Consider the following 20,052-nt stretch of genomic DNA (forward strand, 5'->3'; position numbering starts at 1 on the left):
CCACGTGAGCGCAGCTACCCCGCCGGCCGGGCCATCCCGGCGCACCGTGCTCGGCCTCGGCGCGGCCCTCGTCGCTGCGGTCTCTGGCTGCACGCCCGCGGAGCCGGGCCCGACCGCCGGAACGTCGTCGTCCGCGCCGCCTCCGGAGTTCCGGTTTGCCCTGGCCAGCACGCCGAGGACGCTCGACCCCGCCCTGGCCATCGACACGGAGTCCCAGCGCGTCACGCGGCAGGTGTTCGAGGGACTCGTCGGCGTTGACCCGAACACCGGCGCCCCGACGCCCGCGCTCGCCACCTCGTGGAAGGCCTCCGCGGACGGCCTCGAGTACGTCTTCCGGCTCCGGCCCAACGTCCGCTTCCACGACGGGACGGCGTTCGACGCGGAGGCCGTCGTCGCGAACTTCGAGCGCTGGGCGGGCTTCCCGGCCCGGGTCGGCGGCGGTCCCGGCCTCGCGTTCGAGGCGGTGTTCCACCACCACGACCCCCTGCCCGCGCCGGTCCTGCCCCGCTCCGCGCGGACGCCACCCGGCGACACGCTCCCGGACGTTGCCGGCGCGTCGACGGGGAGCGCGTACGGGAGCTGCACCGCCATCGACGGCTCCACCGTGCGGCTCCGGCTACGCCGACCCGTCACCGGGCTCATCGAGGCGCTCACCATGCCCGGCTTCGGGATCGCCTCGCCGCGCGCGCTGGTGCGGGGCGGCGCCGACGACGTGGGCGCGGACGGCACGAAGTCCACCGCGTTCGGCCGGCGCCCGGTCGGCACCGGGCCGTTCACGATGGCCGGGGACGCCGACGGCCCCCTCCGCCTCGAGGCCAACCCTGACCACTGGGCCCCGGCCCGGGAGGACGGCCTGGGCGGCACGCCGCCCCAGCGCGTGCACTTCCGCGTCCTGCGCGACTCCGACGCGCGCCTGCGCGCCCTGGAGCAGGGCGAGATCGACGCGTACGACATGGTCACGGCGCCGGAACTGCGCGACCTCGTCCGGGGCGGACGCCAGATCGTGCAGCGCGATCCGTTCACGGTGCTCTACCTGGGGCTCAACCAGGCCCATCCCGCGCTGGCCGACCCGCTGGCCCGGCAGGCGGCGGCCCACGCCGTCGACCGGCGCCAGCTCATCGAACGCCACTTCATCGCCGGCACCGCCGACGCCCACGGCTTCATCCCGCCCAGTCTCGGCGTCCCGGACCCCGAGACCCGGCACGGATTCGACCCCGACCGCGCGGCCGAGCTCCTCAAGGACTCGGGGTACGACGGGGAGCCCATCCCGTTCGCCTATCCCCTGCGCGTGACGCGCTCCTACCTTCCCCTGCCGGAGCTCATCTACGCGGATGTCAGCCGCCAGCTGACGGCGGCCGGCTTCCGGATCCGGCCGGTCCCCATCGCCTGGGACCAGGGCTACCTCGACCACGTCCTCGAGGGCCGCACGCCGGGCTTCCACCTGCTCGGGCAGATCGGCGCGTACCGCGACCCGGACCACTTCGTGGGTTCGCTGTTCGGCGTCGGCGGCGCGCAATTCGGCCACGACTCCCCCGAGCTGCAGGCCCGGATCAGTGCCGCCCGCTCGATGCCGAATTCGGAGGCCCGGGTGCAGGCCTATGCGCGCATCGGCGAACTCATCGCCGAGGAGCTGCCCGCCGTCCCGATCGCCTTCCCGATCTCCGCGGTCGCCGCCGGCGAACGCGTCGTGGCCTACCCCTCGAGCCCCGTCCTCGACGAGCGCTACGACCGTGTGAGACTCGCCACGTAGGACTGTTCCGTCCGCGGACGGCCGGATTTTTGCCGCCCCGGCCCCCGCGCTAACCTTGCCTCGGACCACCAGTGAATTCGGATGGAGAACACCGTGCCGTCACCTGCCCCCTCCCGGAATGTCGATGTCGCCCTGATCGGGGGTGGCGTGATGAGCACGACGCTCGGGACGTTCCTCAAGCAGCTGGAGCCGACGTGGAGCGTCTCCCTCTACGAGAACCTCGACGAGGCGGGGCTGGAGTCCTCCGACCCGTGGAACAACGCCGGCACCGGCCACTCGGCGCTGTGCGAGCTGAACTACACGCCGGCGGCCGCGGACGGCAGCGTGGACCCCGCGAAGGCGATCGGGATCAACGAGCAGTTCCAGGTCTCCCGCCAGTTCTATGCGCACCTGGTGGAGAACGGCCTGCTGGGCGCGCCGAAGACGTTCATCAACCCGCTGCCCCACATGAGCTTCGTGATCGGCGACGACCACGCCGACTACCTGCGGACGCGCTACGAGGCGCTGCGCCCCCAGCCGCTGTTCGAGACCATCGAGCACACCGAGGACCTGTCCACCATCGCCGACTGGGCCCCCCTGGTCGCGGAGGGCCGCGACGAGTCGGTCCGGGTGGCCGCGTCGCGGGTGCCCGGTGGCACCGACGTCGACTTCGGCTCGCTGACCCGCCAGCTGGCCTCCAGCCTGACGGCCTCCGGGGCGGAGCTGCACTTCGGGCACCGCGTGACGGACCTGGCCCGCGCCGGCGGCGGCTGGCAGCTGACCGTTCAGAACAAGGCCACCGGCGAGAAGACGACCGTCGCAGCGAAGTTCGTGTTCGTCGGCGCCGGCGGAGGGGCCCTGCGCCTCCTGCAGGCCTCCGGCATCCCCGAGGCCAAGGGCTTCGGCGGGTTCCCGGTCAGCGGCCAGTTCCTGCGCTGCACCGACGACTCCACGGTGTCGCGCCACCATGCGAAGGTCTACGGCCAGGCCTCCGTCGGCGCCCCGCCGATGTCCGTGCCGCACCTGGACACCCGCTTCGTGGGCGGGCGGCGCTCGCTCATGTTCGGGCCCTACGCCGGGTTCTCGACGAACTTCCTCAAGACCGGCTCCCTGCTGGACCTGCCGCTGTCGATCCGCCCGCACAACCTGGTGCCCATGCTGGCCGTCGGCAAGGACAACCTTTCCCTCGTGAAGTACCTGGTCGGCGAGGTCCTCAAGACGCGCAAGGCCAAGGACGCCTCGCTGCGCGAGTACTTCCCCGGCGCCCACGGCAGCCAGTGGGAGCTCATCTCGGCCGGGCAGCGCGTGCAGGTCATCAAGAAGCACCCGCAGAAGGGCGGCGTCCTGCAGTTCGGGACCGAGGTGATCACGAGCTCGGACGGGACCATCTCCGGCCTGCTCGGCGCCTCGCCCGGCGCGTCCACGGCCGCGCCCATCATGATCGAGGTCCTGCGCCGCTGCTTCCCGTCCCAGTACGCCGGCTGGGAGTCCAAGCTGCGCGAAATCATCCCCAGCTACGGCGTGAAGCTGAACGAGAACCCCGGCCTGCTGGCCGAGGTCACGGAGAAGACCAACAAGGTGCTCGAGCTCGACTGAGCCCCACCGCCGGCCGGGGCCGGCCGCGGACGCGACGGCGTCTGCGGCCGGCCCCGGCGCGTTGCGGGCCCCGGGGAATGAACGGCGGCCCGTCGCCGTTTTATATGCGAACGCATGTAAGATGGGCGGAGACCCGCCCCCGCAGAACCAGGAGCACCCATGCAGATCGGCGTCTTCAGCGTCAGCGACATCACGGCCGACCCGACCAACGGGACGACCCCCAGCGAGCACGACCGGATCAAGGCCTCGGTCGCGATCGCGCAGAAGGTCGAGGAGATCGGGATGGACGTGTACGCCATCGGCGAGCACCACAACCCCCCGTTCTTCTCCTCCTCGCCGACCACGACGCTGGCCCACATCGCCGCGCTGACCGAGCGGATCATCCTCTCCACGGCCACCACCCTGATCACGACGAACGACCCGGTGAAGATCGCCGAGGACTTCGCCATGCTCCAGCACCTCTCCGACGGGCGCGCGGACCTCGTCCTCGGCCGCGGCAACACCGCCCCGGTCTACCCCTGGTTCGGCAAGTCGATCCAGGACTCGGTCGAGCTGACCGTGGAGAACTACCACCTGCTGCGCCGGCTCTGGGACGAGGACACGGTGAGCTGGCAGGGCAAGCACCGCACTCCGCTGCAGAACTTCACGTCGACGCCGCGCCCGCTGGATGGGGTCGCGCCGTTCGTGTGGCACGGCTCCATCCGCACGCCGCAGGTGGCGGAGATCGCCGCCTACTACGGCGACGGGTTCTTCGCCAACAACATCTTCTGGCCCAAGGAGCACTACCAGCAGCTGATCAGCCTGTACCGGGAGCGCTTCGAACACTACGGGCACGGCCGCGCGGACCAGGCCTTCGTGGGCCTGGGCGGGCAGTTCTACATGGCCAAGAACTCCCAGGACGCCGTGCGCGAGTTCCGCCCCTACTTCGACAACGCGCCGGTCTACGGGCACGGCCCCTCGCTGGAGGACTTCACGTCCCAGACGCCGCTGACCGTCGGCAGCCCGCAGGAGGTCCTGGAGCGCACGCTGTCCTTCCAGGAGTTCTTCGGCGACTACCACCGGCAGCTGTTCCTCATCGACCACGCGGGCCTGCCGCTGAAGACGGTCCTGAACCAGCTGGACCTCTTCGGCGAGCACGTCCTGCCGGAGCTGCGCGCCGAATTCGCCAAGCGGAAGCCGGCCGACCACCCCGAGGCCCCGACGCACGCGAATCTCGTCGCCGCCCAGCGCGCCGGGATCGAGCCGGCACAGGCGCGCAACGCCGCCTCCGGGGCCGGGGCGACCGCGGGACCGGGCCGTGGCTGAGTCCCGGCGCTCCGACCCGAGGGCCAGCACGGCGGCGTGGGAGGCGCTGTTCCGGACCCAGGTGGCGGTCATGCGGCGCATGCAGCGGATGCCGGAGTTCCGCGAGCTGCCGATGCGCGAATACGATGTGCTGTTCAACCTCAGCCGGTGCCCCTCGGGCGCCTCGCGCCTGTCGGACCTGAACCGGCACCTGCTGATCAGCCAGCCGTCCCTGTCCCGGATGGCCGAGCGGCTCGAGGCCCGCGGCCTCGTGGCGCGGCGCCCCGACCCCACGGACCAGCGCGCCGTGATCGTCTCGCTGACGGAGGAGGGCCGCGCGCTGCAGCGGCGCATCGGGCGGGAGCACGTGCGCAGCATCCACGAGCTCATCGGGGACGCGCTGAGCGCGGAGGAGTTCGCGGAGCTGGAGCGCCTCTCCAGCCGGATCGCCTCCGCCCTGGGCGACTAGCGGGCCGGGCGGGCGGAACGGGACGCCGCCCGTCCGTGCCCCCGCCGCCGCCCGGTGGTAACTTGGGCCCCACTAGGCCCGTCCCGGCGGTCCGCGGCCCGCGCTGGCCGGCCCCGGCTCCGCCGGACGGGCGAGAACGGCACGCAAGGGGGCTCCCCATGGACCAGACCGCCGCAACCCGCGACCAGCCGGAGCTGAAGCGGGCCATTGGAACCAAGCTGCTACTGCTCTTCATCGTCGGCGACATCCTCGGCACCGGCGTCTACGCACTGACGGGCCGCGTCGCCGGAGAGATCGGCGGCGCGGCCTGGCTGCCGCTGCTGCTGGCCTTCGCGGTGGCCACCATCACCGCGTTCTCCTATCTGGAGCTCGTCACGAAGTACCCGCAGGCGGCCGGCGCGGCGCTCTACACGCACAAGGCGTTCGGGCTGCACTTCCTGACGTTCCTGGTGACGTTCGCGGTGTTGAGCTCGGGCATCACGTCGGCCTCGACCGCATCGAAGTTCATCGGCGAGAACTTCATCGCCGGGTTCCGCCTCGACTGGGACCAGGGCGGGGTCACCGCCGTCGCCGTCGTCTTCATCGTGTTGCTGGCGCTGGTGAACTTCCGGGGCGTCTCCGAGTCGGTGAAGCTCAACGTGGTTCTGGCGATCATCGAGTTCACCGGCCTGATCCTCGTGATCCTCGTGGGCTTCTGGGCCATCTCCCAGGGCAACGCCGACTTCAGCCGCGTCGTCGCGTTCGAGACGCCCCAGGACAAGAGCGTCTTCCTCGCCCTGACCGCGGCGACCTCCCTGGCCTTCTTCTCGATGGTCGGCTTCGAGGACTCCGTCAACATGGCCGAGGAGACCAAGGACCCGGTGCGCACGTTCCCGAAGGTCATGCTGACCGGCCTCGGCATCACGGCCCTGGTCTACGTCCTGGTCTCGATCTGCGCCGTGGCCGTCGTTCCCGTCGGGCAGCTCTCCGAGAGCCCGACCCCGCTGCTCGAGGTCGTCGCCGCCGGCGCCCCCAACGTGCCGATCGCGGAGATCTACCCGTTCCTGTCCATGATCGCCGTCGCCAACACGGCGCTGATCAACATGCTCATGGCCTCCCGGCTGCTCTACGGCATGTCCCGGCAGGGCGTGCTGCCCGCGTTCCTCGGCAAGGTCCACTCCGGGCGGCGGACGCCCTGGGCGTCCATCGTCTTCACGACCGTTCTGGCGGTCGGCCTGATCATCGCGGTCACCAACTTCATGGGCGACGACACGGTCTCCGCGCTGGGCGGGACGACGGCGCTCCTGCTGCTGGCCGTGTTCACCGTCGTGAACCTCGCCGTCGTCGTCCTGCGGCGCCGGCCCTACGACGGCGACTACTTCCGCGCGCCGACGATCCTGCCCTACGTCGGCATGGTCACCTGCGCCTTCCTCGTTGGCCCGTGGGCGCAGGACCCCATCGAGTACGCGATCGCGGGCGCCATGATCGCGCTGGGGCTCGTCCTGTGGCTCGCGAACTGGCTCTGGACCCGCGCCACGCACCGCAACCGCCCGTCCCGCTTCCAGGACCCCTCGCAGCTGGGCGGCTAGGCCGGAGCCGCTACGCGCCGCCGCCGGCGGCGCGCACGGCCGCGACGGTGGCGCGCGCCGCCGTCGTGATCTCGGACTCCTTGGCCGCCCGCGTGAAGCTCAGGCGCACGGCGGTCAGCGCCGTGTCGGCGTCGTAGCCCATCGCGAGCAGTACGGGCGAGGGGTCGGCGGACCCGGCGTGGCACGCCGAGCCGGACGAGCACAGCACGCCGCGCCGCTGCAGCTCCAGCAACACGGCCTCCCCGGACGTCCCCGGGAAGCAGAAGGAGACGATCCCGCCGCTGCGGGCGGTCGGGTGGCCCGTCGCCACGGCCCGGTCCCCGAGCCCGTCGACGACGGCGGAGCGGAGGTGCCCCGCGTACCCGTCCGCGGGCCCTCCGGCCGCCACGGACTCGGCCGCCAGGCGGAGGGCCTCGGCCGTCGAGACGGCGCCGGCCGGGTTCTCCGTGCCGCTGCGCCGGCCGCGCTCCTGGCCGCCGCCGGGGAGGATCGGCACGAGTTCGTGCCGGCCGCGGACCATCAGCAGGCCGGCCCCCTTGAGCCCGCCGGCCTTGTGGCCGGAGACGCTGAGCGCGTCGGACACGGCGGCCAGCGGGACCAGGTCCAGCCATCCGGCCGCCTGGACCGCGTCCGTGTGGAAGAGCGCGCCGACCGCGTGCGCCGCGCCGGCGGCCTCGGCGACGGGCTGGATCGTGCCGACCTCGTTGTTGACCGCCATGACGGACACGAGCGTCGTGTCCGGGCGCAGGACCGCGCGCAGCGCCTCGGGGTCGATCCTCCCGGCCCGGTCGACGGGGACGGTGTCGACGGCGAAGCCGTGGTGGGCGGCGAGGTGGTCCATGGCGCCGGCCACCGAGGAGTGTTCGACGGCGGTGCGGACCAGGTGCCGGCCCCGGGGGTTGGCCAGGGCGAGGCCCCGGATGGCCAGGTTGTTGGACTCCGTCCCCCCGGATGTGAAGACGATGTCGCCGGGCCTGACGCCGAGCGCCCGGGCCGCGGTCTCCCGGGCGTAGTCCAGGGCCCGGCCGGCCTGCTCGCCGAGCTCGTGCCGGCTCGAGGGGTTGCCGAACTGGGTCGTGAGCAGCGGCCACACGGTCTCGAGGATCTCGGGCCGGGTGGGCGCCGTGGCGGCCGCGTCGAGGTAGATCACGCGGTCCCCCCGAGGCGCACGTCGAGTCCGAGGTCCAGCGCGCGCACGCTGTGCGTCAGGGCCCCGGAGGAGACGACGTCGACGCCCGTCGCCGCGATGGCGGCCACGGTGTCCACCCGCACGGTGCCCGAGGCCTCGACGAGGCAGCGCCCCGCCACCCGGCGGACGCCCTCGGCGAGGTCCTCGAGGCTGAAGTTGTCGAGCATGACGGTGTCGACGCCGGCGGCCACGACGGCCTCGAGCTGGTCCAGCCGGTCGATCTCGACCTCGAAGTGGACGGTGTGGCCGAGGCGGGCGCGGGCCTCCCTGAGGGCCCGGGTCAGCGCCTCGCCCTCCCCGAGCAGCGCCAGGTGGTTGTCCTTGGCCATGACGGCGTCGGAGAGCGACGCGCGGTGGTTGAAGCCGCCGCCGCAGCGCACGGCGTAGCGCTCCAGCACGCGCAGGCCGGGCGTGGTCTTGCGGGTGTCCGCGATCCGGGCGGGCGTGCCGGCGGCGGCGTCCACCATGGCCCGGGTGGCCGTGGCGATGCCGGACAGCCGTTGCAGGAGGTTCAGGCCGACCCGTTCTCCGGCCAGCAGGGCGCGGGCCGGTCCGGCGACGGTCGCGAGGACGTCCCCGGCGGCGAACGGCCGCCCGTCGGCGACGGCCGGGCTGACGGCGAGCAGTGGGTCGCTCAGGCGCATCGCGGCCGCGAACGCTGCCTGCCCCGCGCAGATCCCGGGCTCGCGGGCGACGACCTCGGCCGTCGCCGTGGCGTCCGCGGGGATCAGGACGGCACCGGTCAGGTCCCCGGCCGGTGCGTCCTCCGCCAGGGCCGCGGCGACGATCGCGTCCAGGACCGCGTCGGGGACGGGCCAGGTGGTTGCCGGGGCGGGGCCTCCGGTGGCGGCCGGGGGCGCGGCGGTGGCGGCCGGGGCGGGCGTGCCGGCGGGGGCGGTGTGGCTCATGCGGCGGTTCCTGTTCTGGAGAAGCCGAACCGGGCGGCGGGCGCGGCCGGGGGCTGGGGGTGGTCGATGCGGTGGTGGGCGCCGAGGGAGTCGCGGCGGTGCAGGGCGGCCGCGGCGACGACGCGCCCGACCGTGAGCAGGTGGTCCAGCTCGGCGGTGGCCCGGCCCGGCCCGGGGGCCGCGTGCCACGAGTCGAAGTGCTTGGCGGCGACCTCGAGGGCCCCGCCCTCCCGCTCGACCGCCAGCGCGGTGCCCGTGACGGCGTGCAGGTCGTCCAGCCCGGCGGGCACTCCGCCGGGAGGGTCGGGCAGGCCCCGGACCGCGCGCAGCGGTCCGCCGGAGGCGGCGGGCCAGGCCGCGGCCGGCGCGGGCTCCGTGCCCTGCCCCAGCCCGGCGACCGCCGCTCCGGCGAACGCCAGGGCCTCGAGCAGGGAGTTGGAGGCCAGCCGGTTGGCCCCGTGCGCGCCGGTCGCGGCGCACTCGCCGGCGGCGAGCAGTCCGGGGACCGTGGTCCGGCCCCAGAGGTCGGTGTGGATCCCGCCCATCCAGTAGTGCTGGGCCTCGGTGACGGGGACCGGGGCCGCGGCGAGGTCGTGGCCGAGTGCGGCCAGGCGGGCGGTGATCGTGGGGAACCGGGCGGCCAGGAAGCCCCGGCCCCGGGCGGCCTCGACGGCGGTGGCGTCGAGGTGGACGGCCCCGGTGGCGGCCCGGGCGCGGTGGATGGCGCGGGCGACGACGTCGCGCGGCGCGAGCTCCGCGGCCGGGTGGATGGCGGGCATGAAGCGGTGCCCCGTGCCGTCGAGCAGGACGGCCCCCTCCCCGCGCACGGCCTCGGAGACCATGAAGGGCCCCTCCGCCACGAGGGTCGGGTGGAACTGGACGAACTCGGCGTCCGCCAGCACCGCCCCGGCCTCCCACGCCAGGGCGGCGCCGTCGCCGGTGGCTCCGGAGGGATTGGTGGTGGCGGGATACAACCGTCCGATCCCGCCGGTCGCGAGCAGGACGGCGTCGGCCGCGAGCGCCGTTCCGTCGTCCAGTCGGACGCCGCGGACCCTCCCGTCGCGCACGTCGAGCGAGCGCACCGCCGCGTGCTCGCGGATCCGCAGCCTTCCGGCGTCGGCGAGGGAACGGGCGGCGGAGGCGAGGCCGCCGGCGATGGCCCGGCCCGTGGCGTCGCCACCGGCGTGCAGGATGCGGGCGTGCGAGTGCGCGGCCTCCAGCGCGAGGCGCGGGGCGCCGCCGTCGTCGTGGTCGAAGGCGACCCCCAGCGCGGCGAGCCGCTCGATGTGCCCCCAGGCGGACGCGCACATGGCCTCCGCAGCCGCGACGTGGTTGGCTCCGGCCCCGGCCGCCCGGGTGTCGGCGAGGTGGGCGGCGACGGTGTCCCCGGCTTTGCGCCCCTCCGGGCCGACGGCGCAGATCCCGCCCTGGGCGTGCCACGTGTTGGAGTCGGCCAGCGTGTCCTTCGCGAGGAGGACCACCTCGTGCCCGAGCTGGGCGGCGACGACGGCGGCATACAGCCCGGCGGCGCCCGCACCGACGACGGCGAGCGCCACGGGCCGGCGCCGGTCCGTGGTCACGGCCGGGCCGCCAGCATCCGCTCGAGGGCCGTCTGGGCGTCGCGCGCCGTGGCCGGGTCGACCATGATCCGGTTGGGGATGTTGCCGGCAACCAGTTCCTCGAGCACCCAGGCGAGGTAGCCCGGGTGGATGCGGTACATGGTGGAGCAGGGGCAGATCACCGGGTCGAGGCAGAAGATGGTGTGCTGCGGGTACTCGGCGGCGAGGCGGTTGACCATGTTGATCTCCGTGCCGATGGCGAAGACCGTCGGTTCGTCGGCGGCGGCGACGGCCTTGCGGATGAAGTCGGTGGAGCCGGCCGCGTCGGCGGCGTCGACCACCTCCATGGGGCACTCCGGGTGCACGATCACGCGCGCGCCGGGGTACTGGGCGCGGGCGGCGTCGATCTGGGCGGTGGTGAAGCGCTTGTGCACGGAACAGAAGCCGTGCCAGAGGATGACGCGCGCGTCGCGCAGGGTCGCCTCGTCCTGGCCGCCGAGGCGCCGTCCCGGCGTCCACAGCGGCATGGCCCCGAGCGGGATGCCCATCGCCTTGGCGGTGTTGCGCCCGAGGTGCTGGTCCGGGAAGAAGAGCACGCGCCGGCCGCGCTCGAACGCCCACTCGAGGACGGTGGCCGCGTTCGATGAGGTGCAGACGATGCCGCCGTGGCGCCCGACGAAGCCCTTCAGGGCGGCGGAGGAGTTCATGTACGTCACGGGGACGACCGGCTGGAGGCCGTCGGCGCCGTCCTCGTCCGCGTACAGCTCCGTCAGCTGCTCCCAGCATTCCTCGACGCTGGACTCGTCGGCCATGTCGGCCATGGAGCAGCCGGCGGCGAGGTTCGGGAGGATCACGGCCTGGCGGTCGTCGGAGAGGATGTCCGCGGTCTCCGCCATGAAGTGGACGCCGCAGAAGACGATGAACTCGGCCTCCTTGCGGGTCAGCGCGGCGTTGGCGAGCTGGAAGCTGTCGCCCACGAAGTCCGCGTGCTGGACGACCTCGTCCCGCTGGTAGAAGTGCCCGAGGACCACCAGCCTCTCCCCGAGGGCCGCCTTGGCGGCCCGGATCCGCCCGTCGAGCTCCTCCGGGGTGGCGCTCCTGTACTCCTCGGGGATCCCGCCCTGGCGGGGCATCGTGGCCGGGGCGGCGTCGGCGAGGGACGCCCCCGGCCCGTAGGACGGCGCCGCCGTGTCCGTGTCCCAGGGGGCCCGGGACAGCCCGGGCGTGCAGGAGGAGCCGGAGCCGAGGCCGGCGGCGAGGCGGTCCAGGGTGATGCTGATGCTGGTCATGGTCGGTCCATTCGTGGGGAGTGGGGATCGGTCGGGGCCGGCGGGGCGGGTGCGTCCGCCGGCGAGGAGGGGTCGAGGGCCTCGCCCGTGTAGCGGTACAGGCGGGGCGGACGGTGCTTGCCGCCGACGAGGAACTCCCCGGTCGGCTCGATGTCCGGCGCGTGGCGCACCTGGCGCTGGAAGTTCGCGGGGTCGAGGGGCCGCCCCAGGACCGCCTCGTAGACGCGCCGCAGCTGGGCCAGCGTGAAGCGGTCCCCGAGGAACCGGTAGGCGATCGAGCCGTAGGCGACCTTGTTGCGCAGCCGCCACAGGGAGTACCGCACGATCTCGGCGTGGTCGAAGGCCAGGGATTCCTGGACGCGGGGGTCGTCGGCCGGGAACCACGCCACGTTCGGGTCCTCGAGGAGGACCGACGTCGCCCCGCTCCCCTCTCCCGGGGCGTCGTCCTCGCGGACGAGGGCCCAGTAGACGATCGAGACGACGCGGCGGGCCGGCGAGCGCTCGAGCCCGCCGAACGCGTACAGCTGCTCGAGGTAGCGCGGCACCAGGCCGGTGGTGCTGTGCAGGTGCTCCGCGGCGGCGTCCTGCAGCGATTGGGTGGCCCCGAGCGGACCGCCGGGCAGGGCCCACCGCCCGCGGAACGGCTCGCGGGTGCGCCGGACCAGCGGCAGCCAGAGGACCGGTGCGCCGCCGTCGGAACCCCGCAGCGAGAAGACCACGGTGGACACGGCGAGTTCGGGAGCGAGCCGGCGGCGCTCCGAGACGTTGGCGAACTCCATCCGACCCACTCCTTCCAGTTAAAGTCAGATTGACCAGAACTCAGCATACGGCATGCTGGGCGAGACCCGGGACACGCGCCGCCCCAGGCGGGCCCGGGGCCGGGCCCCATTGAGCGGGCGCCGGTGTTCGGCGTACGGTACCCCCAGGCGCGGCCGGCCCACCCCCGGGCAGCCGCGGGCCGCGCCGGAGCGGAGGACCGATGGCCACGCGCGCCGCCCACCTTGTCGAGGGAACCCCGAACGGGATGGCCGTGCACCGTTTTGCGGCCGGCGATCCGGGCGCGCTGCCCCCGGTCCTGCTGCTGCACGGGTTCGCATCGTCCGCGGAGCTGAACTGGGTCGCCTCCGGGTGGGTACGGGCCCTGACTGCCGCCGGACGGACCGTGCTGGCCCCGGACCTGCCCGGGCACGGCGCCAGCCCCTCCCCCGCCGAGCGGGACGCGTACGCGCCGAGCCGGGTCCGGGCCGACCTCCTCCAGCTGCTGGAGGACGAGGGCGTCCGGCCCCTCGACGCCGCCGACCCGGGCTCCGGCGTCGACCTCGTGGGCTACTCGCTGGGCTCGCGGCTGGCGTGGGAGTTCGCCGCCACGCAGCCCCAGCTGGTCCGCCGACTCGTCCTCGCGGGAGCCGCCGCCCACGACCCCCTGGCCCGGTTCGACCTGGACGCGGCGCAGGGACACCTGGCCGGCGGGCCGCCGCCCGCCGACGGGCCGACGGCGGAGCTGCTCGCCATGGCCCGGCGCTCGCCCGGCGCGGACCTGTTCGCGCTGCTGACCATGGTCGAGGCCGTCAAGGCCGAGCCCTACACCCCCGCGGCCGCGGTGCCCCGCGTGCCGGTGCTGTTGGCCTCCGGCGAGCACGACGAGATCGCGGCGACGCTGCCCGAGCTCGAGCGGCTGCTCCGCGAGCACGGCGGAACCCCGCAACTGCTGAGCCTCCCGGGGCGCGACCACGTCAACGCCGTCACGGCCCGCGCCCTGCGGGACGCTGCGGTCGGGTTCCTGGGCGGGTAGCCGGGCGCCAAGGGGTCCTTGACACCCGGTGCGAGGAAGACCACAATGGATCGTATACGATTTCGTACATGACTTCTGGAGGAACCGTGTCCCCTGCCCCGGCCGACGTCCGCCCCGTTGACCAGTCCGTCCTCGACGCAGCCGGCAAGGTCCTGGCCGTCCACCTCAGCTACAGGTCCCGCGCCGAGCAGCGCGGCCGCGTGCCGCAGCACCCCTCGTACTTCATGAAGGCCAGTTCCTCCCTCTCCGCCTCGGGCACCCCCGTGGAGCGGCCGGCCGGCACCGAGCTGCTCGCGTTCGAGGGCGAGATCGCCCTCGTCATCGGCAGCACGGTCCGCCGCGTCTCCCCCGCGGACGCCTGGGCCGCGGTCGGCGCCGTCACGGCGTCCAACGACCTCGGCGTCTACGACATCAAGTACGCGGACAAGGGCTCCAACATCCGCTCCAAGTCCGGCGACGGGTTCACCCCGCTGGGCCCGGGCCTCCTCCCGGCCGCCGCCGTCGACCCCCACAACCTGCGCATCCGCACCTGGGTCAACGGCAGCGTCGTCCAGGACGACACGACGGCCGGGCTGATCTTCGACTTCGCCCGCATCGTCGCCGACCTGTCCCAGATGATGACGCTGCACCCCGGGGACATCATCCTGACCGGCACGCCGGCGGGCTCCTCCGTCGTCGTTCCCGGCGACACGGTCGAGGTGGAGGTCGAGGACGTCGCCTCCGGCCTGAGCACCGGGCGCCTCTCGACCCCCGTTGTCCAGGGCGACCGCGGCTTCGAGGACTTCGGCAACCAGCCCCGCGTCACCGACCAGGACCGGGTCGACGCCTACGGCAGCCCCGAGGCGGCCGGCCTGTCCGGCGGGGAACCGGTCCTGACGGAGGATGTGCGCAAGAAGCTGCTCTCCGTCGCCACCGCCACGATCTCCGGTGCGCTGCGCAAGCGCGGCCTGAACAACGTGAGCATCGACGGGCTGCAGGCGACCAAGGGCGAGCAGAAGGTCATCGGCACCGCCCGGACCCTGCGCTACGTCCCGAACCGCGAGGACCTGTTCAAGAGCCACGGTGGCGGCTACAACGCGCAGAAGCGCGTCATCGACTCGCTGGCCGACGGCGACATCCTCGTCATGGAGGCGCGCGGCGAGAAGGGCTCCGGCACGCTCGGGGACATCCTCGCGATGCGCGCCCAGGTCCGCGGCGCCCAGGCCGTCATCACCGACGGCGGCGTCCGCGACCTCGCCGCGGTGGCCGCCCTCGACATCCCCACGTTCCACAACGGCGCCCACCCCGCCGTCCTGGGCCGCAAGCACGTCCCGTGGGACACCGACGTGACCGTCGCCTGCGGCGGCACCACGGTGCAGCCCGGCGACGTCATCGTCGCCGACTCCGACGGCATCGTCGTCATCCCGCCGGCCCTCGTGGCCGAGGTCGCCGACGAGGTCGTCGAGCAGGAGCGCCGCGACACGTTCGTCTTCGAGATGGTCCAGCAGGGCCACGCGGTCGACGGCCTGTTTCCGATGAACGCCGAGTGGCTCGAGCGCTACAAGGCCTGGACGCCCGCGGACGGGCAGTGACCGCGGCCGCCGCGCGGAGCAAGTCCGAGGCCGCGTACGACCTGCTGCACTCCCGCATCGCCGGCGGCGAGCTCGGGCCCGGCTACCGGCTCGTGCTCTCCTCCGTCGCCCAGGAGCTCGGATGCAGCACGGTCCCGGTCCGGGAGGCCGTGCGGCGGCTCGAGGCCGAGGGCCTCGTCACCTTCGAGCGCAACATCGGGGCCACGGTCGCCGCCGTCGACACGGACCTGTACCTGCACACGATGCAGACCCTGGCCGTGATCGAGGGCGCGGCGACCGCCCTGGCGGCGCCGCGGCTGGGCCCCGAGGACCTGGCGGAGGCCCGCCGCCTCAACGCGGAGATGCGCCAGTGCCTGGTCGACTTCGACCCGGTGCGCTTCACGGAGCTGAACAACCGCTTCCATGCGGAGCTGTACGGCAAGTGCCCGAACCCCCACATCCTGGACCTGGTCCACCGCGGCTGGCGCCGCATGGGGGCCATGCGCTCGAGCAGCTTCGGGCACATCCCGGGACGCGCGCAGGCCTCCGTGGAGGAGCACGAGCGGCTGCTCGACCTCCTCGAGGGCGGGGCCCCCGGCCCGGAGATCGAGCGGGCCGCACGGGCCCACCGGACCAACACGCTGAACGCCTACCTCACCGCCGCCGGCCAGCCGCCGTCGGCCATCTGAGACCACCGACCACCCGACCCCACACCGAAAGGACCGCCATGTCCCAGCACTTCGTTCCGGCCAACCTGCCGGAGAAGATCCAGCACTACATCAACGGCGAGCACGTCGACTCCATCGACGGCGACACCTTCGACGTCCTGGACCCGGTGACCAACAAGCCCTACATCAAGGCCGCCTCCGGCAAGGTCGCCGACGTCGCCGCCGCCGTCGCCGCCGCCAAGGACGCGTTCGAGAACGGCCCGTGGCCGGGCATGCTGCCGCGCGAGCGCTCCCGCATCCTGCACCGCATCGCCGACATCGTCGAGTCCCGCGGCCAGGACCTCGCCGAGATGGAGTGCTACGACACGGGGCTGCCGATCAAGCAGGCGCTCGGGCAGGCCCGCCGCGCCGCGGAGAACTTCCGCTTCTTCGCGGACCTGATCGTGTCCCAGCACGACGACGCCTTCAAGGTCCCCGGGCGCCAGGCCAACTACGTCAACCGCAAGCCGATCGGCGTCGCCGGCCTCATCACCCCCTGGAACACCCCGTTCATGCTCGAGTCCTGGAAGCTGGGCCCGGCGCTGGCCACCGGCAACACGGTCGTCCTGAAGCCGGCCGAGTTCACCCCGCTGTCCGCGTCCCTGTGGCCGGGCATCTTCGAGGAGGCTGGCCTGCCGAAGGGCGTCTTCAACATCGTCCACGGCTACGGCGAGGAGGGCTACGCCGGCGACTCCCTGGTCAAGCACCCGGACGTGCCGCTGATTTCCTTCACGGGCGAGTCCCGCACCGGACAGATCATCTTCGGCAACGCGGCCCCGTACCTCAAGGGCCTGTCCATGGAGCTCGGCGGCAAGTCCCCCGCCGTCGTCTTCGAGGACGCCGACCTGGACGCCGCCATCGACGCGACGATCTTCGGCGTGTTCTCCCTCAACGGCGAGCGCTGCACCGCCGGCTCCCGCATCCTGGTCCAGCGCGGCATCTACGACGAGTTCGTGGAGCGCTACTCCGCCCAGGCCAAGCGCGTGAAGGTCGGCCTGCCGCACGACGAGACGACCGAGGTCGGGGCCCTGGTCCACCCGGAGCACTTCGAGAAGGTCATGTCCTACGTCGAGATCGGCAAGCAGGAGGCCCGCCTGACCGCCGGCGGCGGCCGCCCGGAGGCGTTCCCGGAGGGCAACTTCATCCAGCCGACCGTCTTCGCCGACGTCGCCCCGGACGCCCGGATCTTCCAGGAGGAGATCTTCGGCCCCGTCGTCGCCATCACCCCGTTCGACACGGACGAGGAGGCACTGGAGCTGGCCAACAACACCCGGTACGGACTGGCCGCCTACATCTGGACCAACGACCTGAAGCGGGCCCACAACTTCGCCCAGGACGTCGAGGCCGGCATGGTGTGGCTGAACTCCAACAACGTCCGCGACCTGCGCACCCCCTTCGGCGGCGTCAAGGCCTCGGGCCTGGGCCACGAGGGCGGCTACCGCTCGATCGACTTCTACACCGACCAGCAGGCCGTGCACATCAACCTCGGCGAGGTGCACAACCCGGTCTTCGGCCGCCAGGAGGACGCCGCCGAAAAGCTCCAGGCCTGAGCCGCGGCCCAGGCCCAACGCCATCCCGCCCCACCCAACCCGAACACAGCAAGGACAGCCATGACGAACCCTGACGACCGGACGCTGACGTCCTCGGGCTTCTACGTCTCGCAGGAGGCACCGATCAAGTCCGACAACCCCATCCCGACCCCGAAGGCCCCGGCGCCGGACATCCTGCGCTGCGCCTACATGGAGCTCGTGGTCACCGACCTGAAGCGCTCGCGCGAGTTCTACGTGGAGGTGCTCGGCCTCACCGTGACCGAGGAGGACGAGAACACCGTCTACCTCCGGTCGCTGGAGGAGTTCATCCACCACAACCTGGTGCTCCGCCAGGGCCCCCGGGCCGCCGTCGCCGCGTTCTCCTACCGGGTGCGCAGCCCCGAGGAGCTGGACAAGGCCGTGGCCTTCTACGAGGAGCTCGGCTGCCGCGTGGAGCGCCGCAAGGAGGGCTTCACCAAGGGCATCGGCGACTCGGTCCGCGTCGAGGACCCGCTGGGCTTCCCGTACGAGTTCTTCTACGACGTCGAGCACGTCGAGCGCCTCGCCTGGCGCTACGACCTGTACACGCCGGGCGCCCTGGTGCGCCTGGACCACTTCAACCAGGTCACCCCCGACGTGCCGCGGGCCACGAAGTTCATGCAGGACCTCGGCTTCCGCGTCACCGAGGACATCCAGGACGACCAGGGCACGGTGTACGCCGCCTGGATGCGCCGCAAGCCGACCGTCCACGACACGGCGATGACCGGTGGCGACGGCCCCCGGATGCACCACGTCGCCTTCGCCACCCACGAGAAGCACAACATCCTGGCGATCTGCGACAAGCTCGGCGCCCTGCGGATGTCCGACCACATCGAGCGCGGCCCGGGCCGCCACGGCGTGTCCAACGCGTTCTACCTCTACATCCTGGATCCGGACGGGCACCGCATCGAGATCTACACGCAGGACTACTACACCGGCGACCCGGACAACCCCGTCGTCACCTGGGACGTGCACGACAACCAGCGCCGCGACTGGTGGGGCAACCCCGTCGTCCCGTCCTGGTACACCGAGGCGTCCCTGGTCCTGGATCTCGACGGCAACCCGAAGGAGGTCGTCAAGCGCACGGACGACTCGGAGATGGACGTCACCATCGGCGCCGACGGGTTCTCCTACACCCGCGCCAACGACGAGTCCGGCTCGTACCACGGCGAGGCCTCCAAGGGCTTCAAGCTGGGCAACCAGCTCTAGCCCGGCCCCACGGACCCCGCGGCGGGCCGTCCCCACCACCGTGGGGGCGGCCCGCCGTCGTTGTGCCGCCGCTTCCCGGGCACGGTCCCGGCCGGGCGCCGCCCCGCCGGGGCATACCGAAGGCCCGGCCCCTCCCGGGACCGGGCCTTCGGAGTGCGCCTCAGCGCGGGGAACGCGCGCTAGCGCGTGTGGCGTCCGTGCGCCTGGCCGTGGCGGAGGTGGCCATCCTGCTGGTGGTGCTCCTCGTCGCCGGCGACGCCCAGCTCGTCGACCGCCTCGGGGTGCTCGCGCAGGTACTCCTCGTGGACCTCCTCGACGTGCAGGTCGACGCCGCGGGTCTCCCCCACGAGCGAGACGGACACGAGGGACACGACGGTGGCGACGGCGATGTAGACGCCGATGCCCCAGGACTGCCCGGTCGAGGTGTAGATGGCCTCGGCGATAGTCGGTGCGAACGCCCCGCCGATGATGGCGCCGATCGCGTAGCCGATGGAGACGCCGGAGTAGCGGACCTTGGCCGGGAACATCTCGGCGTAGAGCGCCGACTGCGGTCCGTAGGAGAGGCCGAGCCCGACGGTCAGCACGAATGCCGCAATGAACAGCATGAACAGGTTGGCGGTGTCGATCAGGAACCACATCGGCACGGCCCAGACGAGGACGATCGCGTAGCCGATCTGGAAGGCCCTGATCCGGCCGATCCGGTCGGAGATCCAGCCGCCGATCAGCGTGAAGGCCAGCCACCCGAACGCGGCGAGGGTCGTGGTCAACAGCACCGGCGGCCGTTCCATGCCCAGCTCATTGGTCGTGTAGCCGAGGAAATAGGCGATCAACAGGTATCCAGCGGCGTTGTTGGCCAGGAAGATCAGGGCGCAGAGCACGACCTCCTTGGTGTTGCGCCGGAAGAGCTGGCCCAGCGGCGCCGACGACTCCTTCTTCCGCAGCTGCATGGCGCGGAAGACGGGCGACTCCTCGACGGAGCGGCGGATGAACCAGCCGACGACGATCAGCACGATGGAGAACAGGAACGGGATGCGCCAGCCCCAGGCGTTGAAGGCATCGGGGCCCATCGAGGTCGTCAGCACCCACAGGACGCCCGTGGCGAGGATCATGCCGATCGGGACGCCGATCTGGGGGAAGGCCCCGAAGAAGCCGCGGCGGTGGACCGGGGCGTGCTCGACGGACATCAGCGCGGCGCCGCCCCACTCGCCGCCGGCGGAGAAGCCCTGCACGATGCGCAGGAAGATCAGCAGGACGGGAGCGGCGGCACCGATTTGCGAGTAGGTGGGCAGGATGCCGATGAGCGCCGTCGCGGCGCCCATGAGGATCAGCGTCATCACGAGCATCTGCTTGCGGCCGAGGCGGTCGCCGAGGTGGCCGGCGACGATGGCGCCCAGCGGCCGGAACAGGAACGAGATGCCGATCGTGGCGAAGGCCAGGATCTGGGCCAGCCCCGGGCTCTCCTGCGCCACGGGCGTCAGGAACAGCGGGCCCAGCACGATCGCGGCGGCCTGGGCGTAGATGAAGAAGTCGTACCACTCGATGGAGGTGCCGACCAGGGTGCCCGCGAGCACCTTGCGCTCCTCCGCGCGGTTGTGGACTGTCGGGTCGATAGTTGCCATCGGAACTCCGTGGGTG

16 protein-coding genes are annotated in these 20,052 nt (G+C 72.7%); 10 read left to right on the forward strand and 6 right to left on the reverse strand.

What is annotated here, in order from left to right; all coding sequences use genetic code 11:
* Window positions 1-4: 4 nt before the first annotated feature.
* The 5 genes from AC1Q5D_RS03380 (at window position 5) to AC1Q5D_RS03400 (ending at window position 6,646) form a co-directional block, all read left to right on the forward strand.
* Entirely contained in the window at window positions 5-1,750 is a 1,746-nt protein-coding gene (locus AC1Q5D_RS03380; RefSeq protein WP_481737155.1) for an ABC transporter substrate-binding protein, read from the forward strand.
* 81 nt (window positions 1,751-1,831) lie between these two features.
* Window positions 1,832-3,325, forward strand: a complete 1,494-nt coding sequence (locus AC1Q5D_RS03385; protein WP_481737156.1) for a malate:quinone oxidoreductase — start codon at window positions 1,832-1,834, stop codon at window positions 3,323-3,325.
* A 159-nt stretch (window positions 3,326-3,484) separates the two neighbouring features.
* Window positions 3,485-4,630, forward strand: coding sequence for an LLM class flavin-dependent oxidoreductase (locus tag AC1Q5D_RS03390; RefSeq protein WP_481737157.1), 1,146 nt, complete (start codon window positions 3,485-3,487; stop codon window positions 4,628-4,630).
* Window positions 4,623-5,078, forward strand: a complete 456-nt coding sequence (locus tag AC1Q5D_RS03395; protein ID WP_481737158.1) for a MarR family winged helix-turn-helix transcriptional regulator — start codon at window positions 4,623-4,625, stop codon at window positions 5,076-5,078. The genes AC1Q5D_RS03390 and AC1Q5D_RS03395 overlap by 8 nt, the downstream gene beginning before the upstream one ends.
* 158 nt (window positions 5,079-5,236) lie before the next feature.
* On the forward strand, window positions 5,237-6,646 hold the full coding sequence (locus AC1Q5D_RS03400) for an APC family permease (protein ID WP_481737159.1): 1,410 nt from the start codon (window positions 5,237-5,239) through the stop codon (window positions 6,644-6,646).
* Between the two features lie 10 nt (window positions 6,647-6,656).
* Here AC1Q5D_RS03400 and AC1Q5D_RS03405 read toward each other — a convergent pair whose 3' ends face one another.
* From AC1Q5D_RS03405 to AC1Q5D_RS03425, 5 genes are read right to left on the reverse strand one after another with little or no spacing between them, the layout of a single operon-like run.
* Window positions 6,657-7,796: a cysteine desulfurase family protein gene (locus AC1Q5D_RS03405; protein WP_481737160.1), complete on the reverse strand. Its 1,140-nt coding sequence runs from the start codon at window positions 7,794-7,796 to the stop codon at window positions 6,657-6,659.
* Complete coding sequence (gene nadC / locus AC1Q5D_RS03410) at window positions 7,793-8,743, reverse strand: carboxylating nicotinate-nucleotide diphosphorylase (protein WP_481737161.1); 951 nt, start codon at window positions 8,741-8,743, stop codon at window positions 7,793-7,795. The genes AC1Q5D_RS03405 and nadC overlap by 4 nt, the downstream gene beginning before the upstream one ends.
* Window positions 8,740-10,323: an L-aspartate oxidase gene (locus AC1Q5D_RS03415; RefSeq protein ID WP_481737162.1), complete on the reverse strand. Its 1,584-nt coding sequence runs from the start codon at window positions 10,321-10,323 to the stop codon at window positions 8,740-8,742. Before AC1Q5D_RS03415 ends, nadC begins: the two co-directional genes overlap by 4 nt.
* Window positions 10,320-11,591: a quinolinate synthase NadA gene (gene nadA, locus AC1Q5D_RS03420; protein ID WP_481737163.1), complete on the reverse strand. Its 1,272-nt coding sequence runs from the start codon at window positions 11,589-11,591 to the stop codon at window positions 10,320-10,322. The genes AC1Q5D_RS03415 and nadA overlap by 4 nt, the downstream gene beginning before the upstream one ends.
* A complete protein-coding gene (locus tag AC1Q5D_RS03425) occupies window positions 11,588-12,370 on the reverse strand; it encodes an NUDIX hydrolase (RefSeq protein WP_481737164.1) in 783 nt (260 codons plus the stop codon). The genes nadA and AC1Q5D_RS03425 overlap by 4 nt, the downstream gene beginning before the upstream one ends.
* A gap of 200 nt (window positions 12,371-12,570) precedes the next feature.
* Here AC1Q5D_RS03425 and AC1Q5D_RS03430 point away from each other — a divergent pair, with 200 nt between their 5' ends.
* From AC1Q5D_RS03430 to hpaD, 5 genes are all read left to right on the forward strand, one after another.
* Window positions 12,571-13,383, forward strand: a complete 813-nt coding sequence (locus tag AC1Q5D_RS03430; protein ID WP_481737165.1) for an alpha/beta fold hydrolase — start codon at window positions 12,571-12,573, stop codon at window positions 13,381-13,383.
* Window positions 13,384-13,451: 68 nt separating this feature from the next.
* Window positions 13,452-14,954: a fumarylacetoacetate hydrolase family protein gene (locus AC1Q5D_RS03435; RefSeq protein WP_481737166.1), complete on the forward strand. Its 1,503-nt coding sequence runs from the start codon at window positions 13,452-13,454 to the stop codon at window positions 14,952-14,954.
* Entirely contained in the window at window positions 14,951-15,622 is a 672-nt protein-coding gene (locus tag AC1Q5D_RS03440) for a GntR family transcriptional regulator (RefSeq protein ID WP_481737167.1), read from the forward strand. Before AC1Q5D_RS03435 ends, AC1Q5D_RS03440 begins: the two co-directional genes overlap by 4 nt.
* Before the next feature lie 38 nt (window positions 15,623-15,660).
* Window positions 15,661-17,190 (forward strand): 5-carboxymethyl-2-hydroxymuconate semialdehyde dehydrogenase, encoded by a 1,530-nt coding sequence (gene hpaE, locus AC1Q5D_RS03445; protein WP_481737168.1) that lies wholly within the window; start codon window positions 15,661-15,663, stop codon window positions 17,188-17,190.
* 60 nt (window positions 17,191-17,250) lie between these two features.
* Entirely contained in the window at window positions 17,251-18,417 is a 1,167-nt protein-coding gene (gene hpaD, locus AC1Q5D_RS03450; protein WP_481737169.1) for a 3,4-dihydroxyphenylacetate 2,3-dioxygenase, read from the forward strand.
* 179 nt (window positions 18,418-18,596) lie between these two features.
* On the opposite strand, the gene AC1Q5D_RS03455 is transcribed toward hpaD, so the two are convergent.
* Window positions 18,597-20,036 carry an MFS transporter gene (locus AC1Q5D_RS03455; RefSeq protein ID WP_481737170.1) on the reverse strand — a complete coding sequence of 480 codons (1,440 nt, stop codon included), beginning with the start codon at window positions 20,034-20,036 and terminating at the stop codon, window positions 18,597-18,599.
* Between the last annotated feature and the right edge of the window lie 16 nt (window positions 20,037-20,052).

Source organism: Arthrobacter paludis, assembly GCF_056782315.1.

Coding starts and splice junctions, on each gene's coding strand:
- AC1Q5D_RS03400 (WP_481737159.1), top strand. CDS start 5,237: ATGGACCAGACCGCCGCAACCCGCGACCAGCCGGAGCTGAAGCGGGCC.
- AC1Q5D_RS03435 (WP_481737166.1), top strand. CDS start 13,452: ATGACTTCTGGAGGAACCGTGTCCCCTGCCCCGGCCGACGTCCGCCCC.
- AC1Q5D_RS03385 (WP_481737156.1), top strand. CDS start 1,832: ATGGAGAACACCGTGCCGTCACCTGCCCCCTCCCGGAATGTCGATGTC.
- nadA (WP_481737163.1), bottom strand. CDS start 11,591: ATGACCAGCATCAGCATCACCCTGGACCGCCTCGCCGCCGGCCTCGGC.
- AC1Q5D_RS03425 (WP_481737164.1), bottom strand. CDS start 12,370: ATGGAGTTCGCCAACGTCTCGGAGCGCCGCCGGCTCGCTCCCGAACTC.
- AC1Q5D_RS03455 (WP_481737170.1), bottom strand. CDS start 20,036: ATGGCAACTATCGACCCGACAGTCCACAACCGCGCGGAGGAGCGCAAG.
- nadC (WP_481737161.1), bottom strand. CDS start 8,743: ATGAGCCACACCGCCCCCGCCGGCACGCCCGCCCCGGCCGCCACCGCC.
- hpaE (WP_481737168.1), top strand. CDS start 15,661: ATGTCCCAGCACTTCGTTCCGGCCAACCTGCCGGAGAAGATCCAGCAC.
- AC1Q5D_RS03430 (WP_481737165.1), top strand. CDS start 12,571: ATGGCCACGCGCGCCGCCCACCTTGTCGAGGGAACCCCGAACGGGATG.
- AC1Q5D_RS03390 (WP_481737157.1), top strand. CDS start 3,485: ATGCAGATCGGCGTCTTCAGCGTCAGCGACATCACGGCCGACCCGACC.
- hpaD (WP_481737169.1), top strand. CDS start 17,251: ATGACGAACCCTGACGACCGGACGCTGACGTCCTCGGGCTTCTACGTC.